Source organism: Nonomuraea sp. PA05, assembly GCF_008086045.1.
GTDB classification, from domain to species: Bacteria; Actinomycetota; Actinomycetes; order Streptosporangiales; family Streptosporangiaceae; genus Nonomuraea; species Nonomuraea monospora.
This window is the reverse complement of the sequence record NZ_VSEY01000045.1, coordinates 88,457-111,348: the sequence shown is the minus strand read 5'-3', so window position 1 is coordinate 111,348 and position 22,892 is coordinate 88,457. Positions and strand designations below refer to the sequence as shown.

The window sequence follows — 22,892 nt, the reverse complement described above, 5'->3', positions numbered from 1 at the left end:
CGGCGGTTCAGGCCGGTTCAGGCGGTTCAGGCGGTTCACGGCGGGAGGTGGCGGAGCGGCGTGATGGTGGGTGTGGTGCTGGTGTCGCACAGTGCGGGCCTGGCGGCCGAGGCGGCGGCGCTGGCGCGGGGCATCGCGGGCGAGGACGCGCCCGTGGCGGCGGCAGGAGGCACGGCGGACGGCGGGCTGGGCACGAGCCTGGACCTCATCGAGGCGGCCGTGCGCGGCGTCGACCGCGGGGCCGGGGTGGTGATCATCCCTGATCTCGGCAGTTCCGTGCTGACCGCCCGGTTGCTGGAGGAGGAGGGGCGGGTGGTGGTGGCCGACGTGCCGTTCGTGGAGGGGGCGATCGCGGCGGCGGTGGCGGCGGGCGCGGGCTCGCCGCTCGCCGACGTGCTGGAGGCGGCCGAGGAGGCCCGCGCCTTCCGCAAGCTCTGAACGCCGGTAACCACGGCCTCTGAACGCCGGGAATTGCGGCCTCTGATGGTCTGGCCCCCTCTCGATCAGTGGCCCTTGAAGGCCTCCTCCAGCCACCAGGAGCCGTGCTCCCCCGTCACCTTGGCGTGCACGAGCAGCGGCCGGTCGCGTGGCCCGTTCAGCCAGTCGGCCACCCCGGCCAGGTCCTCCCGCGCGGTGACGGTCACGGCGGCCAGGCCATGACCGCGGGCGATGGCGGCCAGGTCGGCCGGGGGGAAGGTGACGGTGCCGAGGGGGTGCCCGTGCGGGCCGAAGTGGTGCACCTCCGCGCCGTACGCCTCGTCGTCGTACACGACGATCACCATCGGCAGCCCGAGCCTGACCACGGTCTCCAGCTCGGAAATTCCCATCAGCGCGCCGCCGTCGCCGAGCGCGGCCACCGGGAGGCGGGCGGGGCGGGCCACGGCGGCGCCGATGGCGGTCGCCAGGCCGAGCCCGACCGACTGGAACGCCTGCGTGAAGCAGAACCCGCTCTCGTCCGGGACATCGAGGAACATCGACGGATATCCCATGAAATTTCCGGAGTCGGGGGAGACGATCCGCTCAGCCGGCAGGAGCTCGTCCAGGCCGATCGTGAGCGTTCTCGGGTCGATCCGGCCGCCGCCGCTCTCGTCCTCGTACGGCACGGCCTGCCACCGCCCCTCGGCCCCGATGCGCGCGGCCAGCTCCGCCGTACGGCAGCCGGAGGACTGCGCGACCTGGGCCGTCACCGCGCGGGCGACCTCGGCCACGTCGCCCACCACGCCCAGGTCGGCGGGGACGTGCGTCTTGAGCGCCGCGGCGTCGAGGTCCACCTTGGCGACCCTGGCCTCCGGTCCGATGAGGGAGCCGTGGCGGGTGGTCCACATGTTCAGCGCGCAGCCCCAGGCGACGACCAGGTCGGCCTCGCGGACCAGCTCGGCGGTGAGCGGGGTGGCGAATCCGCCGGACACGTCGAGGTCCCACGGGCTGCCCCGGAAGAGGCCCTTGGCCACCGCGGACGTCGCCAGCAGAGCTCCCGTCCGCTCGGCCAGCTCCTCCAGCTCGCGGCGCGCCTGCCTGGCGCCGCGTCCGGCGATGAACACGGGCCGCTCGGCCGACTCCAGCGCCGCCGCCAGCGCCGCCACCTCGGACCCCGCCGGCACGGCCACCTCGGCCCCGGCCGGCGCGCCCATCCGCCCCTGCTCGCCGTGGAAGGCGGAGGCCTGCGCGGACGCCTCGCGGAAGGCGGACGGCTCCTCGCGGGAGGCAGGGACCTGCGCGGACGACTCCTCAGGAGGCGCGGCAGACGAAGCGGACGGCTCCTGGCGGGGCGCGGCGGCCGGCGCAGAAAACGTGGAAGGCGTGGTGGGAGGTGCGGACGGCAGGCCCGACGGCGGCACCACCGGCAACAGCCCGGCGACCAGCGCATCCACGTCCCCAGGCCCCTCGTAGACGGCAGCCTGCACGTCGAGCGGCAGGTTCAGCAGCACCGTACGCCGCTCCCCCACCGCAACCCGGTAAGCCTCCACCGCCTGCTCCACCGCCGTGGCCGCCGAGGTGACCCGAAGGGCCACCGCCCCGACCGCGACAGCCAGAGCCGCCTGGTCGATGTGGAAGTTGGACTGCGCCTCGGTGGCCTCCCCCGCGAGCACGATCAGCGGCGTACGGCTCTTGGCCGCCTCCGTGAGCCCGGTCATGGCGTTCGTGAGCCCCGGCCCCTGGTGCACCGTCACCACGCCGGCCTGCCCGCTCATCCGGGCGTAGGCGTCGGCCATGGTGGTGGCGCCGCCCTCGTGGCGGGCGGCGACGAAGCGCGCGCCGCCGGCCACGAGGGCGTTGGTGACGTGGAAGTTGCCGCTGCCGACCACCCCGAAGACGGCGCCCGCGCCGCAGGCGGCCAGGGCCCGGCCGACGGCCTCGGCGACGATCAACGTTCCACCAGGGCGAGCACGCGGACGGGGCTGCCCGAACCGCCCACGATGGGCAGCGGCGGGGCGACCACGACGGCGCCGGTCACCGGCAGGCGGTCGATGTTGCGGAGCTGGGTGAGGCCGTACTTGCCTGCGCCCAGGAGGAAGGAGTGGCAGGGGAAGGCCGGGTCGAAGGAGTGGGCGGCGCCCGCGTCGGTGCCGACGGTCTCGACGCCGAGGCCGAGGATGGGCGTCTCGGCGGCCAGCCACTGCGCGCACTCGGCGGAGATGCCGGGGGTGTGCGGCCCGGTCTCGTCGGCGTTCAGGAAGGCGGCCTGGTCGCCGGAGCGGGCGTCCCAGCCGGTGCGGTAGAGCAGCCAGCCGCCGTCGGGCAGCGCGCCGTTGGCCCGCTCCCACTCCTTGACGTGGTCGATCTGCAGGAGGAAGTCGGGGTCCTTGGACGCCTCCGCCGCGAAGTCGAGCACCACGGCGGGCGCGATCAGGCTGCGCGCGGGCACCTCGGAGACGTCCTGGCCGTCGCGGGCGGTGACCCAGTGGACGGGGGCGTCGAAATGGGTGCCGGTGTGCTCACCGGTGTGGATGTCGTTCCAGTACCAGGCCGGGCCGCGGTCGTCGTACCGGCTGATCTCTTCGAGCCGGAACGGGATCGTGTTGCCGAAAGGCTCGGGGAGCTGGAGGATCGGCGTCTTCGACGAGAGAGGCGCGGTCAGATCGATCACCTCGATGGCCCCGCTGCGCACGCTGTCCACGAAGCTCTGCAACACCGACATGTCTTCCTCCTTGGTGGGCTGAGCGCATCCTCCTACGCTGGCCCTACCAGTGCAAACAGGTCAGGCCTTGGTCCACTCGACGCAGCCGCCCGTCTGGAACGCCTTGTCCGTGGCCAGGATCGTGACGGTGGCCGGGCCGTTCGGCATGCCGGTGGCGATCACACCGCCGGTGGGGGTGCGCAGCCTGGCCCAGTAGCACATCGGGAAGCCGGACATGGGGCCGCTCGTGCGGTAGGTGCCGGGCTGGATGTCGGTGCCGACGACGAGCGTGCGCAGGAGGGAGGAGATGTCGACGGCGAGCCCGGTGGCACCCGGCGTCGTCCCCAGACCGGGCTGCGTCTGGCCCTGCCCCGTCGTGCCCGGTTGGGGCTGCCCCGTCGTGCCCGGCTGCGGCTGCCCCGTCGTGCCCGGCTGGGGCTGCCCCGTCGAACCTGGCTGCGGCTGCCCCGTCGAGCCCGGCTGGGTCTGGGCGGGAGGGGGCTGCGTGGTCTGGCCCGGCGGGACGCTCTCCTCGGCGGGCGGCGGAGTGTCCTCGACCGTCACCGTGACCCTCGGATCGGGCGGCTCCTCCCCCGACGTCGTCCCCGCCCCGAACCCGACGAGCACCCCCAGCAGGAAGCCCAGCAGCGCGGCGAGCCCCGACACGAGCACGATGATCGGCGGACTGTTCGTCGCGCGCGGGTACTCGGGGTACCGGGGGTAGTCAGGTGGCGGAGGCCCGTACATCACGGACCAAGCGTGCCATCCCTGTCAACGATGGAGATAGTCGACGAGCGACGCCTTCTCCGTCTCCAGCTCCTCGATCGCGCTCTTGACGACGTCACCGATGCTGACGATGCCGACGAGCCTGCCGTTCTCGACGACGGGCATGTGCCGGAAGCGCTGCGTGGTCATGGTGCGGCGCAGCGAGTCGACGTTCTCGCCGGGGCCGACCGTGGTGACCTCGGTCGTCATGATCGCGGAGACCGGGGCGTCGAGGATCGAGGCGCCGCGGTCGTGCAGGCGCCGTACGACGTCGCGCTCGGAGACGATCCCCTCGATGGTCTCGCCGTCGGTGGAGACGACGACGGCTCCGATATTGTGCTCCGCGAGCTGGGCGAGCAGCTCTCGCACAGTGGCCTCAGGCGCCACGGTCGTCACGCCACTGCCCTTGCCGCGAAGGATCGTCCCGATGAGCATGTGCACCACCTCTGCCCTCAGTCTTCCAAGCTTGTGTCCAGGCAAACAAGCCCGTGGGGACGGAGTCAATGGGTCACGTAGGCTGCTTGGCATACGAAATTCCGTACATAGACCGAAATATCACCCAAGGACTGCCGAATGACCGAGCCGCTCAACACCGGAAGCCACGATCTGCCCGTCACGGAGGAGCTGGCCGCGTTCATGCGTACCGGCTGGGGGCGGCAAGGCGCGGCGGAGGTGAGCGCGCGGCCGATCGCGCCCTGGGCGGCCAAGCGGCGGGCCGCGCTGGCGCAGCGCTTCCCCGGCGAGCGGCTGGTGATCCCGGCGGGCACGCTGAAGGTCCGCAGCAACGACTGCGACTACCGGTTCAGGCCGCACAGCGCGTACTCGTACCTGACGGGCGCGAGCGAGTCGGACGACGTGCTGGTGATCGAGCCGTCCGGCCAGGCCGTCCTGTACGTCAGGCCGCGCGCCCCGCGCGAGGAGGGCCAGGAGTTCTACCGCGACCGCCGCTACGGCGAGTTCTGGGCGGGCCCGCGCCCCGACCTGGCGGAGGCGGCCGAGCTGTACCAGATCGAGTGCGCCCACATCAGGGAGCTGGACCTCACGGGCCCGGCCAGGGTGCTGCGCGGGGTGGACGCCCGGGTGGACGCCCAGGTCCCGGCGGGCGGCGGCGACGCGGAGCTGGAGTCGTTCCTGTCGGAGACGCGGCTGGTCAAGGACGAGTGGGAGCTGGGCGAGCTGCAGGGCGCCGTGGACGCGACCGCGCGCGGCTTCGAGGACGTCGTGCGCGCGCTGCCGCGGGCGCTCGGCCACCCGCGCGGCGAGCGGTACCTGGAGGGCGTGTTCGGGCTGCGCTCGCGGCTGGAGGGCAACGCGGTGGGCTACGACAGCATCGTGGCCGCCGGCTCGCACGCCTGCGTGCTGCACTGGATCCGCAACGACGGCGCGCTGCACGCCGGCGACCTGCTGCTGATGGACGCGGGCGTCGAGGCCGACACGCTCTACACCGCCGACGTCACCCGCACCTTCCCGATGTCGGGCCGGTTCAGCAGCGTGCAGCGGCAGGCGTACGAGCTGGTGTACGAGGCGCAGACGGCCGCCATCGCCACCCTGCGGCCGGGTGCCCGCTTCCGCGACTTCCACCTCGCGGCCATGCGCGTCATCTGCGACGGGCTGCGCGACTGGGGCCTGTTCAAGCAGTCCACCGACGAGCTGATGGAGACCGGCCTGTACCGGCGCTACACGCTGTGCAGCAGCGGCCACATGCTCGGCCTGGATGTGCACGACTGCGCGAAGTCCCGCTCCGAGGTCTACCTGGACGGCGTCCTGGAGGAGGGGCACGTGCTGACCGTCGAGCCGGGCCTGTACCTGCAGCCGGACGACCTGACGCTGCCGGAGGAGCTGCGCGGCATCGGCATCCGCATCGAGGACGACCTGGTCGTCACCGCGACCGGCGCCACCCTGATGTCGTCGGCCCTGCCCCGGCACCCGGACGAGATCGAGTCCTGGATGGGCTCCCTGCTGTAACGGAACGGCCACTATTCGTACCCGGCTGACAAGGCACGGACCCGCGCTCATACCTTTCGCGCAAATTCCCGCGTAGCCATGGCCTACTGGACAGCCCGTCAGTAGGGTTGGCGATCCGTAGGCGGCGGAGGTGGTGATGGCCTGGTCCGGGTACGTCGGACGGCGCGCCGGCTCGGCCCTCGGCCAGGTCGGCGACCTGTTCGTCATCGTGCTGGAGGGCCTGCGCCGGAGCTGGGACGTCAGGCGCTGGTGGTGGGAGTTCGTCGACCAGTGCTGGTTCCTGGCCCGCGTCACCAGCGTGCCCGTCCTGCTGGTCGCCCTGCCGCTGGGCGCGACCGTGGCCTTGCAGGTGGGCGAGCTGGCACGCCAGCTCGGCGCCGGCTCCGCGACCGGCAGCGCGGTCTTCGTCGGCCTGATCCGCGAGGTGGCGCCGCTGGCCAGCGCGCTGCTCATCGCCGGGGCCGGCGGCAGCGCGATGACCTCCGACATCGGCGCCCGTCACATCCGCGACGAGCTGAGCGCGATGGAGGTCATGTCGGTCAACCCGATCCACCGCCTCGTCACGCCGCGCATGTGGGCGGCCAGCACGATCGCGGTGTGCCTGTGCCCGCTGGTCATCGTGGCGGGCGCGGCCGGGGGCTACTTCTTCAACGTGGTCGTGCAGGGCGTCACTCCGGGCGCGTACTTCGACGGGGCGCTGTCGCTGGTCGTGGCCTCCGACCTGTACGTGACGCTGTTCAAGGCGTGGATCTTCGGGTTCATCGCGGCGGGCGTGGCCTGCTGGAAGGGCATGACGTGCGCGACCAGCCCGGTCGGGGTGGGGCGCGCGGTCAACCAGGCGACCGTGGTGACGTTCATGCTGGTGTTCACGTTCAACTACGTGATCTCGGCCGTGTACTTCCTGGCCTACCCGCCGAGGTCGCTCTGATGGTGACGCGGACGGCCGGCCTGCGGATCGCCCTCAAGGGGCGGGACGCGGCCGAGCGGTTCGCCTCGCTGGCCGACTGGCCGCTGTTCGTGTGGCGGGTGCTGTTCTACTCCGTACGCGACGTCGTGCTCAGGCTGAAGTACGTCAAGGTCGTCGTCCGCCAGGTCAGCGACGTGGTCGTGGGCGTCGGGGCGACCGTCATCGGCGGCGGCATGATCTTCGTGGTGTTCACCATGGCGTTCGTGGTCGGCGCGACCGTGGGCCTGCAGGGCTACCAGGGGTTGCAGGCCATCGGCGCGGAGTCGTTCATGGGGCTGGTCGGCAGCTTCGCCAACGTCCGCGAGATCACCCCGATCATCGCCGCCACGGCGCTGGCGGCGCAGGTCGGCTCGTCGTTCACGGCCGAGCTGGGCGCGATGCGGATCTCCGACGAGATCGACGCGCTGGAGGTGATGGGCATCAACGCCTTCACCTACCTGATCTGCACCCGGGTGGTGGCGGCGCTGCTGGCGCTGGTGCCGATCTACCTCATCGCGCTGTTCGCCAGCTTCTTCGCCACGCGGCTGATGTGCACCGTGCTGTTCGGGCTGGCGCCCGGCGTCTACGACTACTACTTCTACCTGTACCTGCCGGTCAGCGACATCGTGTTCAGCGTCGCCAAGGTCGCGGTGTTCGCCTTCGCCGTCATCGTCATCCACTGCTTCCACGGCTTCCACGCCACGGGCGGCCCGGTGGGCGTGGGGGTGGCGGCGGGCCGGGCCATCCGCCAGTCGATCGTCACGATCGTGCTGCTCAACCTGCTGCTGTCGTACCTCTTCTGGGGCGGCGGCGGCAACATACCGCTGACGGGGTGAGCCGGTGGCCCGAGCTGATCTTCCTCTCGCCGCCCGGCTGGGCATCGCGCTGGCCGTGGTGGCCGTCTTCGCCGCCGCCGCCCTGTACGCCGTGCGCTCGGCCACCCTGGTCCCCGGCATCCGCCTCGACGCCGTGTTCGGCCGGGCCGGGCAGGGCCTCGACAGCGGCTCCCCCGTCAAGATCCGCGGCATCACGGTGGGCGAGGTGACGGCGCTGTCGCTGGACGTCCAGGGCCGGGCCGTCGTCACCATGCACGTGACCGTCGAGGTGCCTGCGACCACGGTCGCCTCCGTGGAGCCCGCGTCGGTGTTCGGCCCCAAGTTCGTCGCCCTGGAGCCGGGCTCCGGCGAGACCACCGGCCCCTACCTCGCCTCCGGCGCGGTCATCACCGACACCCGCGACCCGCTCGACCTGTCCGACACGCTCGGCGACGCCTACGAGGGCTTGGACGCGGTCGATCCGCGCGAGGTCACGGTCATCGTGCACACGCTGGCCAAGGGCCTGGAGGGGCAGGGCACGGACCTGCGCGAGCTGATCGGCGACGCGGGCACCGTGGTGGGCGTGGCGCACCGGCACCGGCAGCGGGCCAGGCAGTTCCTGCACGACGCGGCGCTGCTCGGCACCGCGCTGTCGGACAAGGGCGACGAGCTGATCTCCATCTCCTCCGACGTCAACGTCATCACGCCCGACCTGCTGGAGCGGGCCGACAAGGTGCGCGTGCTGCTGCAGGAGATCACCTCGATCTCCGGCCAGGTCACGCACGGCCTGGCCAAGCACCGGCAGAACCTGCGGGCCGGCGTGCACTCGGCCGAGCGGGTGGCCGCGCTCATCTACGCCCAGTTAGGCCTGGCGGGCGACGGCGTGCGCGGCCTGACCACGCTGGTGGACCTGCTCAACGAGCTGATCGAGGCGCAGGGTCCAGGCAACAGCCGCCAGCTCCAGGTGGAGGCGTTCGTGGCCACCGACGTCTGCGAGCTGATCGTCGGCGCCTGCGGCCCGACCGACGGGAGGCGCTGAGGCATGGAACGCGTGCGCCGCCGGTGGACCTTCGTGCGGTTCGTGCTGTTCGTCGGCCTGACCCTGTCGCTGATCATGTTCATCGCCGTGCAGATCGCGCGGGTCAGCACCGGCGCGGGCTACCGGCTGGTCGCCGTGTTCGACGACGTGTCGGGGCTGGCCGAGGGCGACCAGGTGAAGATCGCCGGAGCGCCGGTCGGCCAGGTGGACACGATCGAGGTCGTGGACGGGCGGGCGGAGGTGACCATGGAGGTGCAGGAGGCGGTCAAGGTGCCGGCCGACACCGAGGCGGCCGTCCGCTGGCGCAACGCCGTCGGCCAGCGCGTGATCTACCTGCTGCCCGGCACCTCGCCCGGCCTGCTGCCGCCCGGCTCGCGCATCACCCGCACCTCCTCCGTCGTGGACATCGGCGAGCTGATCAGCGACCTCGGCCCGCTCACCCGCAGCCTGGACCCCGACCAGATCAACCAGCTCCTGACGGCCGCCGCCACCTCGCTCAAGGGCAACGACCAGAACATCCCCCGCCTGCTCGACAACGTCAACGCGATCACCACCACCGTCACCGAGCGCAGGCGGCTCATCGAGCAGCTGCTGAAGGACTACGCCACCGTCACCGAGGTGGTCGCCAAGCGGGACGCGCAGATCGAGCGGCTCGTGGACAACCTCGTCATCCTGACGGAGGCGTTCGCCGACAACCGGCGGCTCGTGGACGAGGCGCTGGTGGAGCTGTCGGCCACCTTCCACACCTCCAACGAGGTGCTCGGCAAGAACGCCGACGAGCTGGGCGGGCTGGTGGACAACCTGTCGGGGCTGACCGGCGGCATCAGGCGGCACGTGGGCGAGATCGACAAGGTGGTCAGCACCTTCCCGCCGCTGCTCACGCGCGCGTACTCGTCGGTCAACCGGGGCCACTACTTCATCACCGCCGTCCCCTGCCTGGCGCTCAGCGCCGCGCCCTGCCCGTACGGGATGCAGACGCCGCCACCGCTGCGCAACACCCGCATCCAGAGCGAGCAGGACCTCAGGAAGCTGCTGGTGGGCCGGTGAAGTCCTTCCGCGATCGCAACAAGCACGCCGTCGGCCTGGCGTCGCTGGCCACGCTGGCCGCGGTCCTGGTGACCACGTTCCTCGTCGGCAACCTGGGGCTGCTGGAGGGCGGCTACACCGTGTCCGGCGTGTTCGTGGACTCCGGCGGGCTGCGCACCGGCAACGACGTGCGCGTCGCGGGGGTGCGGGTTGGCAAGGTCACCGAGGTGCGCGCCGACTACGCCCAGGGCCAGGTGGTCGTCACCTGGAAGGTGGACGACGGCGTGCGCCTCGGCCGCTCCACGCGCGCCGACATCGCCCTGTCCAACCTGCTCGGCGGCCGGTACGTCAAGCTCACCGGCGCCGTCGCGGCCCCGTACCTGGACCAGCTCCCGGAGGCCCAGCGGCGCATCCCGGTCGAGCGGACCGGCGTGCCGACCCTGATCAACGACGCCGTCAAGGACGCGACCAAGCTGGTCGAGCGGCTCGACACCGAGGCCGTGGACGACCTGCTCGTCGAGCTGGGCAAGCTGGACACCTTCAAGCACGGCCGCGTCACCCGGCTGCTGGACAACATCGGCGACCTGTCGGAGACCATCAGCGACAGCGAGCCGCAGCTCCAGCGGCTGCTCGACAACGGCACCAGGATCATCGAGGTGCTGGAGAAGAAGGACGCCGAGCTCGGGCGGCTCCTCGACGCCGTCGAGGTGACGCTGAACGAGCTGCGCAGACGCCGCAACGAGCTGCGCACGATCCTCGGCGACGGCAGCGACCTGGTGCAGAGCACCACCCGGCTGATCACCGAGCACGAGAAGACGCTCGTGAAGGTGCTCGACGACACCTCGGCCATCACCACGCGGCTCAGCGGCAGCACCGACCGGCTCAACTCGCTGCTCGGCTGGGCGGGGCCGACGTTCGCCGGGCTGGCCACGATGGGCGGGCAGGGGCCGTGGCTGGAGGCCATCGCCACCGGTCTGGGGCCGATCAACCCCGAGGTGCTGGCGGCGATCGCCGAGGACAGGGAGGACGGGCGATGAGGCGGCTGGCGGCGGTGTTGCTCGTCTGGGTGCTCGTGGCGTCCGGGTGCGCGGTGGGCGGGGCGGGGCCGTACCTGCTGGTCGCGATCTTCAGTCAGACGCCCTCCCTGTACGAGGAGGCGCGGGTGAAGGTGATGGGCCTCGACGCCGGCTACGTGGACCGGATCCAGATATCTGGTGACAAGGTACGGGTCGAGCTGCGGATCGACCGGCAGGTGCCGCTGCCGTCCGACGTCATGGCCGTGATCGCGCCGCAGAACACGCTCGGCGAGCGCAACGTCGTGCTGCACCCGCCGTGGAAGCCCGGCGACCAGCGCGTCCAGTCAGGGGCGACCATCCCGCTGGAGCGCACCGACCTGCCCGTGGAGATCGACGAGGCCCTCGACGCGTTCACCGAGCTGACCGACGCGCTCGACGACGAGAAGCTGGGCGAGGTGGCGGGCGACCTGGCCGACGGGGTGCGCGGGCGCGGCGAGACGATCAACGACGCGATCGCCGACACCTCCGAGCTCACCGGCGTCCTGGCCAAACAGGACCAGCAGCTCATCAGCCTGGCCAAGAGCCTCAACGAGCTGGCCACCAGCCTCAACCGGCGCGAGAGCCAGGTCACCGGCGCCATCGACGCCTTCTCCGAGGCCAGCGCGATCCTGGCCGACGAGCGGCAGCGGCTGCGCGGGTTCATCACGTCCATGGCCGCGTTCGTGCGGCGCGGCGACGTGATCATCGAGCAGTACGCGAAGGAGCTGCCCCAGGCCACCACCACGCTGGCCGAGCTGGTGCTGACCGTAAGGGCCAACAGCGCCTCCACCGCGCGGGCCGTCAAGGGCGCGGCCGACTTCGCCGACGTCCTGATCGACTCCTGGGACCGCAAGCAGCACGTGCTGAAGATCCGCGTCGTGCTGAACGCGATGACCAGGGCGTGGCTGACACCGCTGTTCGACGCGCTGAACCTGGGCCCGGTGCCGTGCCTGCCCGCCGGGCTGAGCAACTGCCCCTTCGAGCAACGGGGAGGCTCACGATGACCGGGCGACCGGCCGCCGCACTCGCCGCGCTGGCCCTGACCGCCGGGTGCTCGCTGCAGACCCTCGGCGCCACCGGCGGCGACCTCACCCTGCACGCCGTCTTCGACGACGTGCAGAGCCTGGTGGCCGGGCACAGCGTGCAGATCGCCGACGTCCGCGTGGGCACGGTCACCGGCATCCGGCTGGAGGGCTACCGGGCCAGGGTGACCATGTCGGTCCAGTCGGCCCACCGGGTGCCCGAAGGAAGCTCGGCCACCATCGCCAAGACGTCCGTGCTGGGCGAGAACTACGTGCGCCTCACCCCGCCCACCGGCAAGAACCTGGCCACAGGCCCGTACGTCAAGGACGGCGCCACCATCGCCGAGACGTCGGTCGAACCGGACATCGAGCAGGTCACCGCCAAGGCCGGGCCGCTCATCGAGGCGCTCGGCGCCCAGGACGTCAACGCCATCCTCGACGCCGCCTCCACCGCCTTCGCCGGGCAGGGCGAGGAGGTCAACCGGCTGATCAAGCAGACCGCGCAGGTCACCGACGCCTACGCCGCCGCCCGCCGCGACCTCGGCACCTCCATCGAGGCCCTGGCCCGGCTCGGCGACGACCTGGCCGAGGGCAGCGCCGAGCTGGACCGGCTGCCGGGCACGCTCGCCGCCGCCACCGGCCGGCTCGCGCACGGCCGCCGCCACGTCAAGAAGACGATCGTGGCGCTCACCCGGCTGGCCGAGCAGGCCAACCTCACCGTCTACCCGCGCCACGCCCAGCGGCTGCGCACGCTCGTGCGCGAGCTGGAGGCCGTCTCGACGTCCATGCAGCGGGGCAGCGAGGACCTGAAGGGGCTGGTGGCCGAGCTCCAGTCGTTCATCGACACGCCGCCCATCACCGTGAACGGTCAGGTGCTGATCTACGTGTGGCTGAAGGGGCTGCTGCCGAACGTGCGCGGCACCCCCGTACGCGAGCCCGGCGGGGACTTCAGCCTGCTGCTGGAGCCGCCGCGATGAAGAACCGCATCTACCTCAACCTCGGCTTCTTCGTGCTGCTCGGGGTCGTCATGACGATCTGGGCGTTCAGCACGATCATCAGGCTGGACGCGGTCGAACGGCCGTACCGGGTGTCGGCCGAGTTCGTCTCCTCCCCTGGCCTGATGCGCGGGTTCGACGTGGCCTACCTGGGGGTCCGCGTCGGCAGGATCGGCGAGGTGCGGCTGGCGCCAGGGAAGATCGTCGTGGGCCTGGACATCGAGAGGGAGATCCGGCTGCCGAAGAACGTCACCGCCGAGGTGCGGCGCCGCTCGGCCATCGGCGAGCCGTACGTGGCGCTCTCCCCGCCGCCCACCGGCGCCACCGGGCCTGCCCTCGCTCCCGGCGACACGATCCCGCTGGCCAGCACCACGGTGCCGCTCGACTACAAGAAGCTCTTCGAAGGGGTCGGCAAGCTGCTCAACGCGGTGCCGCCCGAGGACGCCGACACCATCGTGCACGAGCTGGCCGTCGCCCTCGACGGGCGCGCGCCCGCCATCAGGCGCATCGTCGACGACGCCCACGCCGTCACCGGCACCCTCGCCGACAACGCCGAGGTGCTCGACGACCTGTCCGTGCAGCTCACCCGGCTCACCCACACGCTGGCGGGCGAACGGGGCAAGCTGGCCTCCGGGATCACCGACCTGAGCACCGTCACCGCGACCCTCCGGGCGTCCCGCACCGACCTGAACGCCATCCTCGACCAGGGGCCGGGCGTGTTCGCCCAGCTCGACGCCGCCATCCGCACGTCCAGGCCGGGCTTCTCCTGCCTCCTGACGGCGGCCGGCCTGCCGCACCGGCCCATCTTCTCGCCCGAGACCGAACGGAACGTGCACCACCTGCTCAGCATCGTGCCGACCGCGCTCACCCTCGCCGGCGACATCACCGACCGGCGCGGCACGACCGTGTACGGCAAGGCGTCGTTCATCTTCAGCGTCCCGGGCGGGCCGGTGCCGGCCGAGGAGTACGCCGGTCCCCTCGGGCCCCCGCCCATCCCCAAGGTGCGGGCCTGCCCCGACCGCGAACCCGTCCCCGACCCCGGCCCCGACCCTGGCTCCCCTCCTTCCGCCTCCCAGACCGCCGCCTCCGAGCAGGACACCACTGCTCCGGAGCCGTCCCAGGAGGCCACCACCACCGAGTCACCCACGGGCGCGGCCGGCACCCGGGCCGCGTCAGGAACCCCGATGAACATCGTCCCGCTGGTTGCCGCGATATTCCTCGCCGTGGTGGTGAGCGGTGGCATCGTGGGCTGGATCGCGGCGGGCCGGGCTGCTCGCCGCCGTGAGGAGTCATCATGACCGACGCCCTGGAGGACCGCACCCGACCCGCCGACGCGGCGGCGGACGCGGCACCCGACGCGGAGACCGCGTCCGACGCCCAGCCCGCGCCGGACGCCGCCACCGAGTCCGCCGCTGAACCCGCCACCGAGCCCGAGCCCGAGCAGCCCCACTCCCCCAGCAGGCGCTTCACCCGGGCCAAGGTCGTGGGAGCCCTGGCGGCCATGCTGGTGACCGCCATCACCGCCACCGCCGTCCTCCAGTGGATCTCCGCCGCCCAGGCCGAGGACGCCCGCGCGGGCCTGGAGTCGGAGCGGGCCCTGCGCCTGGAGGTGTCCGGCGCGGCGAGCGCGTTCAGCCGGGCCCTGCTCAGCTACGACTACCAGAACCTCCAGATCACCCGCTCCACCCTCGCCGCCCAGGCCACGGGCGACTTCCTGACCACCTACGACGCCGCGTTCGGCGGCGCGATGGCCCAGGTCATCGTCAAGCTGAAGGCCACCTCGCAGGCCACCGTCCGCGAGGTGTACCTGGCGGACGTGGACGAGGCCACCGCCCACGCCATCGTCGTGGTGGACCAGCAGGTGAACACTTCGGAGGCGATCCGCTCGGTCAAGGACTCCCACCTTAAGATCAGTCTTGTCAAGGAGAAGGGGACCTGGAAGATTCATGACGTGACCGTGCTCGGCGCGGCGTCGGAGGACCAGTACAACCTCAACGGCGACGACAAGAAGAAGGACTGACGATCGGCCCTTTAGCGATGGGCGGCCGCCCCGACGAGGTGCGTGCCCCCGACGAATGGCTCACCGAGGTGGAGCGGGAGCGGGCCGCCCGCTTCAAGTTCGAGCACGACCGCACCATCTTCGTCGCCGCTCACCTGCTGGTCCGGCTCTGCGCCGCCGAGGTGCTGGGCGCCGATCCGGCTGAGCTGACCCTGTTGCAGTACTGCGACCTGCACGGCTTCGGCCACGGCAGGCCGTACTTCGAGCAGGCTGCCGACCTGGGCGTCAGCTTCAGCCACACGCGCGGCTATGTGTGCGCGGGTGCGGGCCCGGGCAAGGTCGGCGTGGACGCCGAGCGCGTCCGGCCCGGCCCGCTGGACACGGTGCTGGCCAACCGGGTGCTCACCCCGCGCGAGCGGGCGCTGGTCACCGGCAACGACGAGCTGATCAGGCACTGGACGCGCAAGGAGGCGCTCATCAAGCGCGGAGAGCTGACGCTGGACAAGGTGAGCGAGGGCGGCGAGGACCTGTCGGGCCGCCACCTGCTGGAGTGGAGCGCGGGGCCGGACATCAGGGTGGCGGTCGTCACCGACAGCCCCGCCCGGCGCGTGCCGATCCCCGGCCAGGACCTCTGAGCGGGGGCGCCGGAGGTCAGGAGCGGCGGCGGGTCGGGGTCGGGTCGAGAAAGACCTGCCTGACCCCGGAGAAGCGCTCCCGCAGCCGCCGGTCCACCTCCTCGCAGGCGATCTCCACCCCCGCCGCGCTGGCCTCGTCCCGGAAGTCGATCTTCGCGGCGACCAGCACCTCACCGGGCCCGATGATCATGGTCATCAGCTCGACCACGTCCTCCACCTCCGGCTGAGCCATCAGCACGGCGCGGATCCCGGTCTCCAGAGCCTGCGGCGCCGCCTGCCCGATGAGCAGCGACAGGTTCGACTGGATCAGGATGAGCGCGACGACCAGCAGAAGCAGCCCGATCCCGATGGACGCGGCCCCGTCCCACAGCGCCGACCCCGTCACCTGCGACCCGAACAGCCCCGCCCCGGCGATGAGCAGCCCGACGAGCGCGGCGGCGTCCTCGAACAGCACGGCCTTCAACGCCGTGTCGGACGTGAGCCGCACCAGGCGCAACGGGCTCACGTCGTAGCGCCGCGCCGCGCCGCGCAGCTGCCTGTACGCCTTCGAGAACGAGATGCCCTCGATCACGAACGACACGGCCAGCACCACGTAGGACGGCGTCAGGTTACCCAGCTCCTCGCCGTGGCTGATCTCGTGCAGCCCGTGCGTGATGGAGAACCCGGCCCCGCCCACCAGCGTCGCGACCGCCGCCATCATCGCCCAGAAGAAGCCCGACTTGCCGTGCCCGAAGGGATGCCGCCGGTCGGCGGGCTTGCCCGAACGGCGCACCGCCACCAGCAGCAGCAGCTCGGTGACGGTGTCGGCCGCGGAGTGCGCCGACTCCGACAGCATGGCCGCCGAACCGCTGATCACCCCGGCGATGAGCTTGGCCAGCGCGATGGTGAGATTAGCGGCACCGGCGACGAGCACGGTGCCCAGGCTGTCCCCCGACTTGCCCTCTCCCATAGCGCTCAACTGTACGTGCGCTAGATTGGAGATCATGAGCGCGCCTCGCTGGCTTTCACCCGCCGAACAGCGTGCCTGGCGTACGCACCTGGCGCTGCACAAGCTGCTCATGCATCGGCTCGACCGCGAGCTGCAGGAGCACTCACTCTCGTTGAACGACTACGAGATCCTGGTCAACCTCTCCGAGAGCCAGGGCCGGCGGATGCGGATGAGCGACCTGGCCGACGCGACGATCCAGTCGCGCAGCCGGTTGTCCCACCAGATCTCCCGCATGGAGGCCAAGGGCCTGGTGGTCAGGGAGGACTGCCGTGACGACCGGAGGGGCACGTTCGCGGTGCTGACCGACGAGGGGTGGGCCACGATACAGCGGGTTGCGCCGTTCCACGTGGCGAGCGTCCGCGAGCACTTCGTCGACCGGCTCACCGACGAGCAGCTCGACGCGATCGAGGAGGCGTACGCGCCCCTGGTGGAGCAACTGAAGAAGCTGCGCTGACACCCAACCGATATCGGCGACGGCGCGCGGCCTCCACCGCCGGTCGATACGATCCGGTCATGCTCAGAAGACTCCTCGTCGTGGCCGCGCTCGCGCTGGCGTCCGCGTGCTCATCGGGCGGCGGCGGGGCCGAGCTGCCCGCCGGGCCCGAGCTGATGAAGAAGGCCTCCGAGGCGATGAAGACCGTCAAGTCGGCCGGCTTCTCGATCACGACCGAGGGCAGCCCGCAGGTGCCGGTCAAGAAGGCCGACGGCCGGTTGACGGCGGAGGGCGACGCCGACGGCACGCTCACCATCGACCTCCTGGGCACCCTGCAAGAGGTCTCCTTCGCGCTGGTCGGTGAGACGGTGCACTTCAAGGGGCCGACGGGCGGCTTCCAGCAGATGACGCGGGCGCAGCTCGCGCAGTTCTACGACCCGTCGGTGATCCTGGAGCCCACCAAGGGCATCGCCCACCTGCTCGCCTCGGCCACCAACCCCAAGGTGGAGGGCGTCGAGGACGGCTCCTACCGGGTCGCCACCACCTTCCCCTCCGGCGTCGTCTCCTCGATCGTGCCGGGCGTCACGCAGGACGTGAACGGCAAGGTCTGGATCGACCAGGCGACCAGCCGGCTGACCAAGGCGAGCCTGCCGATGCAGGGCGGCACGGTCACGGTGGCGGTCAGCGACTACGACGCGCCCGTCACGATCACGCCGCCCGCCGGGAAGTGAGCCCGGTGGGTTCTCCCGGCGTGCGGGCGCCATCGGTGAAGCGCGCCCGGCGGGTGGTGCTCGGCGCGGGCGGCGCGGTGGTGCTGCTGGCGGCGCTGGACGCGTACGTCGTGGTGACCGTCCTGATCGACGTCGCCGAGGACGTCGGCATCCCGCTCAACCACCTGGAGCGAGCCACCCCGATCGTCACCGGCTTCCTGCTCGGGTACGTCGCCGCGATGCCCCTGCTCGGCCAGCTCTCCGACCGGTACGGCCGCCGCCCCCTCATCCACGCCTGCCTGGCGGCCTTCGCGCTCGGCTCGGTGCTGACCGCGCTGGCGTCCGGCGAGGTGATGGTGGTGGCGGGGCGTACCGTGCAGGGAGTGGCCGGAGGTGCGCTGCTGCCGATCACCATGGCGCTCATCGGGGACCTGTGGGAGGAACGCGAGCGGCCGGTCGCCCTGGGGGCGGTGGGGGCGGCGCAGGAGCTGGGCAGCGCGCTCGGGCCGTTGTACGGGGGGTTACTGGCTGGGGTGCCCAGCGCGGTGGTCGCGGGAGTGGAGCTGGGTGAGTGGCACGCCATCTTCTGGATCAACGTGCCGCTGGCCGCGCTGGCCGCCGTCGCCGTCCACTTCACGGTCCCGCCCCGTACGAAACCCGCCGGCGCGGCTGTCACGACCGGCGGGGCGGCGGCGAACCGGGTGGACGTGGTCGGCGGCGTCCTGCTCGCCCTGGCCCTGGCCCTCCTGGTCATCGGCCTCTACAACCCCGACCCCGCCACCGCCGTCCTCCCGCCCTGGGGCCCATCGGTGATCGCGACCGGCCTCCTGGCGGCGGCGGCGTTCGTCTGGTGGGAGATCCGCTCCCCCGTCCGCCTGCTGGACCTCACCACCACCCGCAAGCGCCCTCTCCTCGCCACCCTCGGCGTCAGCTTCCTGGCCGGCGCCGCGCTCCTGGTCACCATGGTGTTCGTGCAGATCACCGCGCAGACCCTGCTGGGCAAGGAGGCGCTGGACGCGTCGCTGGTCCTGGCCAGGTTCCTGGCGGCGCTGACGGTGGCGGCCCTGCTGGGCGGGCTGCTGGCGCGCAGGCTGGGTGAGCGGGTCGTGGCGGTGGCGGGCATGGCGCTGGCGGCCGTGGGTTACTGGCTGATGAGCCGCTGGCCGCTGGACCTGGCCGAGTCGGGCTGGGTGATGGACCGGGACCTGGTGCTGGCGGGGCTGGGCCTGGGGCTGGTGATCGCGCCGGTGTCGTCGGCGGTGCTGCGGGTGAGTGCGGCGGTGCAGCACGGGGTGGCGTCGGCGGCGGTCGTGGTGGCCAGGATGATGGGCATGCTGATCGGCATCGCGGCCGTGTCGGCGTGGGGGTTCTACCGGTTCCAGTCGCTGACGGCGGAGCTGGACACGCCGCTGCCGTTCGGCGTGGACCAGGCGACGTACCAGCGGCAACTGGCCGACTACACGGCCCAGGTGCAGGCGGCCCTGCACACGGAGTACACGGAGATGTTCCTGGTGACGGCGTTCATCTGCGTGCTGGGCGCGATGGTCGCCGTCCTGATGCCGCGCCGCTGAGACGCCCGCGTGGCGCGGAACGCGCCCGCCCCGCCGAAGCGGGACGGGCACGCACGGTCACGGCGCGGGACGGGCATTCACCGCTCGGGCATTCACGGCTCGGGCATTCACGGCGAGAGCCGGTGCAGGTCGCGCGGGAACGCGGTCGTCTCCCGGACGTTGGCCGCCCCCGTCAGCCGAGCCGTCCACCGCTCCAGCCCCATCGCGAACCCACCGTGCGGCGGCATCCCGTACCGGAAGGCCTGCAGATACCCTTCGTACGCCGCCGTCCCCTCCCCCCGCTCGGCCAGCGCCCGCACGTAGTCCTCGTACCGATGCAGCCGCTGCCCGCCGGTGACCAGCTCCATCCCGCGGAACAGCAGGTCGAACCCGTTGGAGTAGCCGGGCCGCGCCGGGTCGGGATGGGTGTAGAAGGGCCGCTTCGCCATCGGGTACCCGGTGACGAACAGGAACTCGCACCCGTGCTCCCGCCGCGCCCACTCCGACAGCCACCGTTCCTGCGCGGGCGCCAGGTCGGGCTCGCCGGAGGAGGTGAGCCGCTGCGCCTCGGTGAAGTGGATGGCGGGGATCTCGGCGGGCACCTCGGGCAGGGCGACGTCCAGGAGGCCGAGCGCGGCGGGGGCGCGCCGCCGTACGGACTCCAGCATGCCCGCGACGACCTCGCGCAGCACGGCCATCACGTCGCGGTGGTCGCGCACGAAGCCCAGCTCGGCGTCGAGGCTGGTGTACTGGGCGAGGTGCCGCGCGGTGTCGTGCGGTTCCGCGCGGAAGACGGGCCCCACCTCGTAGACCCGTTCGAACACCCCCGCCAGCGCCTGCTTGTAGAACTGCGGCGACTGGGCGAGGTAGGCGGGCCGCCCGAAGTAGTCGATCCCGAAGACGTTCGCGCCCGACTCGGTGGCCGATTCGACGATCTTGGGGGTGTGGATCTCGGTGAAGCCGAGCCGGTCGAGCGTCTCGCGGAACCCGGCCGCGCTCGCGGCCGAGATCTCCAGCCCGGCGCGCAGCAGCGGGTGCCGCAGCGCGACCGGCGCGTGGTCGAGCACGGTCGGCAGCGCCGCCCCCACCACGGGCCTGTACAGGTCGAGCGGCGGCGGCGCGCTGGGCTCGGCGAGGACCTCCACCTCGGGCGAGACCAGCTCGTAGCCGCCGGGCGCCTGCGCGCCGGCGGCCACGGTGCCGCTGACCTGGACGACGCTCTCCTCGGGCGGCAGGTCGCCGACGGCGACCGCCTGCGTCAGGCCGGTACGGTCCCTGACGACGAGGAAGGAAACGGATTTGAGTCGCCGGCGGCGATGGACCCAACCGGCGATCGTCACTCGTCGGCCGACGTGCTCAGCGAGCTCCGCCGACATGACACGAGAGATCATCACAACTCCTGGAAGGAAGTGCATGACCCCTTGGGAGTGCGGGGGAGAAGGGAGCTCCCGGTGCCACCGCACTTTCGCCGCCCCGCGACGGGGGCGGCCTCCACGACCCGATGACGGGGGTCAGACCGGCGGGGCATTTCCTCCCCGCACTCGGGAGTGTCTTCGCCAGCGGGGCACGGCGCCGCCTTCGCAGCTACCGGCGGCTCTCTCAGGCCGTGCGGCCCGCTGGTTACTCGTCTCCGTCAGCGTGTTGCGCTGAATCGTACCCCAGTCACTTGTCCTTCTTCGCGCGCTTTTCCCGGATCTTCATCGTGACCTCGATCGGCGAGCCGGCGAAGCCGAACTCCTCGCGGATGCGCCGCTCGATGAAGCGCCGGTAGGTGTCCTCCAGCCAGCCGGAGGTGAAGAGCACGAACTTGGGCGGCTCGACGGACGCTTGCGTGGCGAAGAGGATCTTCGGCTGCTTGCCGCCCCGCACGGGCGGCGGCGTCTGCTGGATCAGCTCGGTGAGGAACGCGTTGAGCCGCGCCGTCGGCACCCGCGTGGACCAGGAGTCGAGCGCCTTCTCCAGGGCCGGGACGAGCCGGTCGACGTGCCGGCCGGTCTTGGCGGAGATGTTGACGCGCAGCGCCCACGGGGTGCGGACGAGCTGCCGGTCGATCTCCTTCTCCAGGTAGTAGCGCCGGTCCTCGTCGACCAGGTCCCACTTGTTGAAGGCCACCACCATGGCCCGCCCGGACTCGATGACCAGGCCGATGATGCGCAGGTCCTGCTCGGTGAGCGGCTCGCTGGCGTCGATCAGCACGATCGCCACCTCGGTGCGCTCCAGCGCGGCGCGGGTGCGCATGGCGGCGTAGAAGTCGGCGCCCTGCAGCTCGCGGTCGCGCCGCCGGATGCCGGCGGTGTCGATGAAGCGCCAGGTGCGCCCGCCGAGCTCGATCAGCTCGTCGACGGGGTCGCGGGTGGTGCCCGCCATCGGGTCGACCAGCACCCGCTCCTCCCCGGCCAGCTTGTTCAGCAGGGAGGACTTGCCGACGTTGGGCTTGCCGAGCAGCGCGACGCGGGCGGGCCCGCGCTCGGCGCCGAACGTCACCTCGGGCGTCTCGGGCAGCGCGTCGAGCATGACGTCGAGCAGGTCGCCGCTGGAACGGCCGTGCAGGGCCGAGACGGGGTACGGCTCGCCGAGGCCGAGCGCCCACAACGCGGCGGCCTCCAGCTCCAGCTGCTGGTTGTCGACCTTGTTGGCGGCCAGGATGACCGGCTTGCCGGACTGCCGCAGCACGGAGCCCACGATCTCGTCGGCGTCGGTGGCGCCCACGGTGGCGTCCACGACGAACACGATCACGTCGGCCAGCTCCACCGCGACCTGGGCCTGCTCGGCGATGCGCAGGTTCATGCCGGTGGCGTCAGGGTCCCAGCCGCCGGTGTCGACCACGGTGAAGCGGCGGCCCCGCCAGTTGGCGTCGTAGGTGACGCGGTCGCGGGTGACGCCCGGCACGTCCTCGACGACCGCCTCGCGGCGGCCGATGATGCGGTTGACCAGCGTGGACTTGCCGACGTTCGGCCGCCCTACGATCGCGACGACCGGCAGCGGCGTGCTGTGGTGCTCCTGCTCGTCGATCTCCAGCTCGTCGAGGTCGGCCTCGACCCAATCCCCCGTTGACACGATGTCTCGTCCTTAATGTGAGTACCGCACCTGATGAGTCAGGTGCGCTCCTTGACCAGTCTCAGCACCTCCGCGATGACCTCGTCCAAGGTCAGCGCGGTGGTGTCGAGCTCGATGGCGCCAGCCGCCATCGAGAGCGGGTCCGTCTTACGTGTTGAGTCCAGGGTGTCACGCCTGGCCATGGCCTCCTGCTGCGCCTCCACCGTGGAGCCGGCGACCTCGGCGCTGCGCCGGCGGGCGCGGGCCTCGGGGCTGGCCGTCAGGTAGATCTTGGCGGCGGCCTGGGGCCAGACGACGGAGCCGATGTCGCGGCCCTCGACCACGATGTCACCGGCGCCGATGATCTCCCGCTGCAGCGCGACGAGCCGCGCGCGCACCTCGGGCACGGCGGCGACGGCCGAAACCGCGCCGGTGACCTCGGCCTGCCTGATCGGCTCCGCGACGTCCACGCCGTCGACGTGGATCGTCGGGCCGTCAGGGTTGGTGCCGGAGACGATGGCGGGCTCGCCGCAGCGGGCCGCGACGGCGGCCGGGTCGGTCAGCTCGACGCCCTGCTGGAGCATCCACCAGGTCATCGCGCGGTACATCGCCCCGGTGTCGAGGTAACGCAGGCCAAGCGCGCGGGCGGCGCCGCGCGACACGCTCGACTTACCCGACCCAGAAGGTCCGTCCATGGCGACGACCAGACCGGTCACGGCCTCTCCCTCTTCACGTGTTAGGTCCAACTTGAAGAGGCTACCGTCTCCGGGACGCTCCTACGGCATGGTCACGAGC

At 71.8% G+C, this 22,892-nt stretch carries 23 protein-coding genes; 15 read left to right on the top strand and 8 right to left on the bottom strand.

Features of this window, described 5'->3' with window-relative positions:
• The coding region (locus FXF51_RS48635; protein ID WP_262380349.1) for a PTS-dependent dihydroxyacetone kinase phosphotransferase subunit DhaM at positions 1-438 on the top strand (438 nt) is incomplete at its 5' end.
• Positions 439-503: 65 nt separating this feature from the next.
• Here the strand turns inward: FXF51_RS48635 and FXF51_RS48630 are convergent.
• The 4 genes from FXF51_RS48630 to FXF51_RS48615 are packed head-to-tail and all read right to left on the bottom strand — an operon-like array spanning position 504 to position 4,318.
• Complete coding sequence (locus FXF51_RS48630; RefSeq protein WP_148441622.1) at positions 504-2,369, bottom strand: thiamine pyrophosphate-binding protein; 1,866 nt, start codon at positions 2,367-2,369, stop codon at positions 504-506.
• Entirely contained in the window at positions 2,366-3,139 is a 774-nt protein-coding gene (locus FXF51_RS48625; protein ID WP_148441621.1) for a cyclase family protein, read from the bottom strand. The genes FXF51_RS48630 and FXF51_RS48625 overlap by 4 nt, the downstream gene beginning before the upstream one ends.
• A gap of 60 nt (positions 3,140-3,199) precedes the next feature.
• Positions 3,200-3,868: a hypothetical protein gene (locus FXF51_RS48620; protein WP_148441620.1), complete on the bottom strand. Its 669-nt coding sequence runs from the start codon at positions 3,866-3,868 to the stop codon at positions 3,200-3,202.
• A gap of 21 nt (positions 3,869-3,889) precedes the next feature.
• The gene (locus tag FXF51_RS48615) at positions 3,890-4,318 is read right to left on the bottom strand and encodes a CBS domain-containing protein (RefSeq protein ID WP_148441619.1); all 429 of its coding nucleotides are present in this window, start codon (positions 4,316-4,318) and stop codon (positions 3,890-3,892) included.
• Between the two features lie 138 nt (positions 4,319-4,456).
• On the opposite strand from FXF51_RS48615, the gene FXF51_RS48610 reads away from it, so the two are divergent.
• The 11 genes from FXF51_RS48610 to FXF51_RS48560 all read left to right on the top strand — a co-directional run bounded on the left by FXF51_RS48610 (position 4,457) and on the right by FXF51_RS48560 (position 15,380).
• Positions 4,457-5,848, top strand: coding sequence for an aminopeptidase P family protein (locus FXF51_RS48610; protein ID WP_148441618.1), 1,392 nt, complete (start codon positions 4,457-4,459; stop codon positions 5,846-5,848).
• Between the two features lie 136 nt (positions 5,849-5,984).
• On the top strand, positions 5,985-6,776 hold the full coding sequence (locus tag FXF51_RS48605) for an MlaE family ABC transporter permease (protein WP_148441617.1): 792 nt from the start codon (positions 5,985-5,987) through the stop codon (positions 6,774-6,776).
• Positions 6,776-7,630, top strand: coding sequence for an ABC transporter permease (locus FXF51_RS48600; RefSeq protein ID WP_148441616.1), 855 nt, complete (start codon positions 6,776-6,778; stop codon positions 7,628-7,630). The genes FXF51_RS48605 and FXF51_RS48600 overlap by 1 nt, the downstream gene beginning before the upstream one ends.
• A 4-nt stretch (positions 7,631-7,634) precedes the next feature.
• A complete protein-coding gene (locus tag FXF51_RS48595; RefSeq protein WP_148441615.1) occupies positions 7,635-8,648 on the top strand; it encodes an MCE family protein in 1,014 nt (337 codons plus the stop codon).
• A 3-nt stretch (positions 8,649-8,651) separates the two neighbouring features.
• The gene (locus tag FXF51_RS48590) at positions 8,652-9,695 is read left to right on the top strand and encodes an MCE family protein (RefSeq protein WP_148441614.1); all 1,044 of its coding nucleotides are present in this window, start codon (positions 8,652-8,654) and stop codon (positions 9,693-9,695) included.
• On the top strand, positions 9,692-10,711 hold the full coding sequence (locus FXF51_RS48585; protein ID WP_148441613.1) for an MlaD family protein: 1,020 nt from the start codon (positions 9,692-9,694) through the stop codon (positions 10,709-10,711). Before FXF51_RS48590 ends, FXF51_RS48585 begins: the two co-directional genes overlap by 4 nt.
• Entirely contained in the window at positions 10,708-11,733 is a 1,026-nt protein-coding gene (locus FXF51_RS48580; RefSeq protein WP_148441612.1) for an MCE family protein, read from the top strand. The genes FXF51_RS48585 and FXF51_RS48580 overlap by 4 nt, the downstream gene beginning before the upstream one ends.
• Entirely contained in the window at positions 11,730-12,728 is a 999-nt protein-coding gene (locus FXF51_RS48575) for an MCE family protein (protein ID WP_148441611.1), read from the top strand. The genes FXF51_RS48580 and FXF51_RS48575 overlap by 4 nt, the downstream gene beginning before the upstream one ends.
• Positions 12,725-14,044, top strand: coding sequence for an MCE family protein (locus tag FXF51_RS48570; RefSeq protein WP_148441610.1), 1,320 nt, complete (start codon positions 12,725-12,727; stop codon positions 14,042-14,044). The genes FXF51_RS48575 and FXF51_RS48570 overlap by 4 nt, the downstream gene beginning before the upstream one ends.
• The gene (locus tag FXF51_RS48565; RefSeq protein ID WP_148441609.1) at positions 14,041-14,766 is read left to right on the top strand and encodes a hypothetical protein; all 726 of its coding nucleotides are present in this window, start codon (positions 14,041-14,043) and stop codon (positions 14,764-14,766) included. Before FXF51_RS48570 ends, FXF51_RS48565 begins: the two co-directional genes overlap by 4 nt.
• Positions 14,767-14,783: 17 nt before the next feature.
• Complete coding sequence (locus FXF51_RS48560; RefSeq protein ID WP_148441608.1) at positions 14,784-15,380, top strand: 4'-phosphopantetheinyl transferase family protein; 597 nt, start codon at positions 14,784-14,786, stop codon at positions 15,378-15,380.
• Positions 15,381-15,396: 16 nt separating this feature from the next.
• Here the strand turns inward: FXF51_RS48560 and FXF51_RS48555 are convergent, their stop codons facing one another.
• Positions 15,397-16,329: a cation diffusion facilitator family transporter gene (locus FXF51_RS48555; protein WP_148441607.1), complete on the bottom strand. Its 933-nt coding sequence runs from the start codon at positions 16,327-16,329 to the stop codon at positions 15,397-15,399.
• Between the two features lie 34 nt (positions 16,330-16,363).
• Between FXF51_RS48555 and FXF51_RS48550 the strand changes: the two genes are divergently transcribed.
• Genes FXF51_RS48550 through FXF51_RS48540 form a run of 3 tightly spaced genes read left to right on the top strand, consistent with a single transcriptional unit; the run spans position 16,364 to position 19,082 of the window.
• Positions 16,364-16,822: a MarR family winged helix-turn-helix transcriptional regulator gene (locus FXF51_RS48550; RefSeq protein ID WP_148441606.1), complete on the top strand. Its 459-nt coding sequence runs from the start codon at positions 16,364-16,366 to the stop codon at positions 16,820-16,822.
• Positions 16,823-16,881: 59 nt separating this feature from the next.
• Positions 16,882-17,532, top strand: coding sequence for an LppX_LprAFG lipoprotein (locus FXF51_RS48545; RefSeq protein ID WP_148441605.1), 651 nt, complete (start codon positions 16,882-16,884; stop codon positions 17,530-17,532).
• Positions 17,533-17,567: 35 nt separating this feature from the next.
• The gene (locus FXF51_RS48540) at positions 17,568-19,082 is read left to right on the top strand and encodes an MFS transporter (protein WP_148441604.1); all 1,515 of its coding nucleotides are present in this window, start codon (positions 17,568-17,570) and stop codon (positions 19,080-19,082) included.
• Positions 19,083-19,189: 107 nt separating this feature from the next.
• On the opposite strand, the gene aspS is transcribed toward FXF51_RS48540, so the two are convergent.
• From aspS to cmk, 3 genes are all read right to left on the bottom strand, one after another.
• The gene (gene aspS / locus FXF51_RS48535) at positions 19,190-20,452 is read right to left on the bottom strand and encodes an aspartate--tRNA(Asn) ligase (RefSeq protein ID WP_148441603.1); all 1,263 of its coding nucleotides are present in this window, start codon (positions 20,450-20,452) and stop codon (positions 19,190-19,192) included.
• 271 nt (positions 20,453-20,723) lie between these two features.
• The gene (gene der, locus FXF51_RS48530; RefSeq protein ID WP_148441602.1) at positions 20,724-22,118 is read right to left on the bottom strand and encodes a ribosome biogenesis GTPase Der; all 1,395 of its coding nucleotides are present in this window, start codon (positions 22,116-22,118) and stop codon (positions 20,724-20,726) included.
• Positions 22,119-22,156: 38 nt separating this feature from the next.
• On the bottom strand, positions 22,157-22,813 hold the full coding sequence (cmk, locus tag FXF51_RS48525; protein ID WP_148441601.1) for a (d)CMP kinase: 657 nt from the start codon (positions 22,811-22,813) through the stop codon (positions 22,157-22,159).
• Positions 22,814-22,892: the final 79 nt, after the last annotated feature.

Excerpts from the sequence above, each read along its gene's own strand:
- FXF51_RS48625 (WP_148441621.1), bottom strand. The coding sequence starts at position 3,139 with ATGTCGGTGTTGCAGAGCTTCGTGGACAGCGTGCGCAGCGGGGCCATC.
- FXF51_RS48615 (WP_148441619.1), bottom strand. The coding sequence starts at position 4,318 with ATGCTCATCGGGACGATCCTTCGCGGCAAGGGCAGTGGCGTGACGACC.
- FXF51_RS48610 (WP_148441618.1), top strand. The coding sequence starts at position 4,457 with ATGACCGAGCCGCTCAACACCGGAAGCCACGATCTGCCCGTCACGGAG.
- FXF51_RS48605 (WP_148441617.1), top strand. The coding sequence starts at position 5,985 with ATGGCCTGGTCCGGGTACGTCGGACGGCGCGCCGGCTCGGCCCTCGGC.
- FXF51_RS48600 (WP_148441616.1), top strand. The coding sequence starts at position 6,776 with ATGGTGACGCGGACGGCCGGCCTGCGGATCGCCCTCAAGGGGCGGGAC.
- FXF51_RS48590 (WP_148441614.1), top strand. The coding sequence starts at position 8,652 with ATGGAACGCGTGCGCCGCCGGTGGACCTTCGTGCGGTTCGTGCTGTTC.
- FXF51_RS48580 (WP_148441612.1), top strand. The coding sequence starts at position 10,708 with ATGAGGCGGCTGGCGGCGGTGTTGCTCGTCTGGGTGCTCGTGGCGTCC.
- FXF51_RS48575 (WP_148441611.1), top strand. The coding sequence starts at position 11,730 with ATGACCGGGCGACCGGCCGCCGCACTCGCCGCGCTGGCCCTGACCGCC.
- FXF51_RS48570 (WP_148441610.1), top strand. The coding sequence starts at position 12,725 with ATGAAGAACCGCATCTACCTCAACCTCGGCTTCTTCGTGCTGCTCGGG.
- FXF51_RS48565 (WP_148441609.1), top strand. The coding sequence starts at position 14,041 with ATGACCGACGCCCTGGAGGACCGCACCCGACCCGCCGACGCGGCGGCG.
- FXF51_RS48560 (WP_148441608.1), top strand. The coding sequence starts at position 14,784 with ATGGGCGGCCGCCCCGACGAGGTGCGTGCCCCCGACGAATGGCTCACC.
- FXF51_RS48555 (WP_148441607.1), bottom strand. The coding sequence starts at position 16,329 with ATGGGAGAGGGCAAGTCGGGGGACAGCCTGGGCACCGTGCTCGTCGCC.
- FXF51_RS48550 (WP_148441606.1), top strand. The coding sequence starts at position 16,364 with ATGAGCGCGCCTCGCTGGCTTTCACCCGCCGAACAGCGTGCCTGGCGT.
- FXF51_RS48545 (WP_148441605.1), top strand. The coding sequence starts at position 16,882 with ATGCTCAGAAGACTCCTCGTCGTGGCCGCGCTCGCGCTGGCGTCCGCG.
- aspS (WP_148441603.1), bottom strand. The coding sequence starts at position 20,452 with ATGATCTCTCGTGTCATGTCGGCGGAGCTCGCTGAGCACGTCGGCCGA.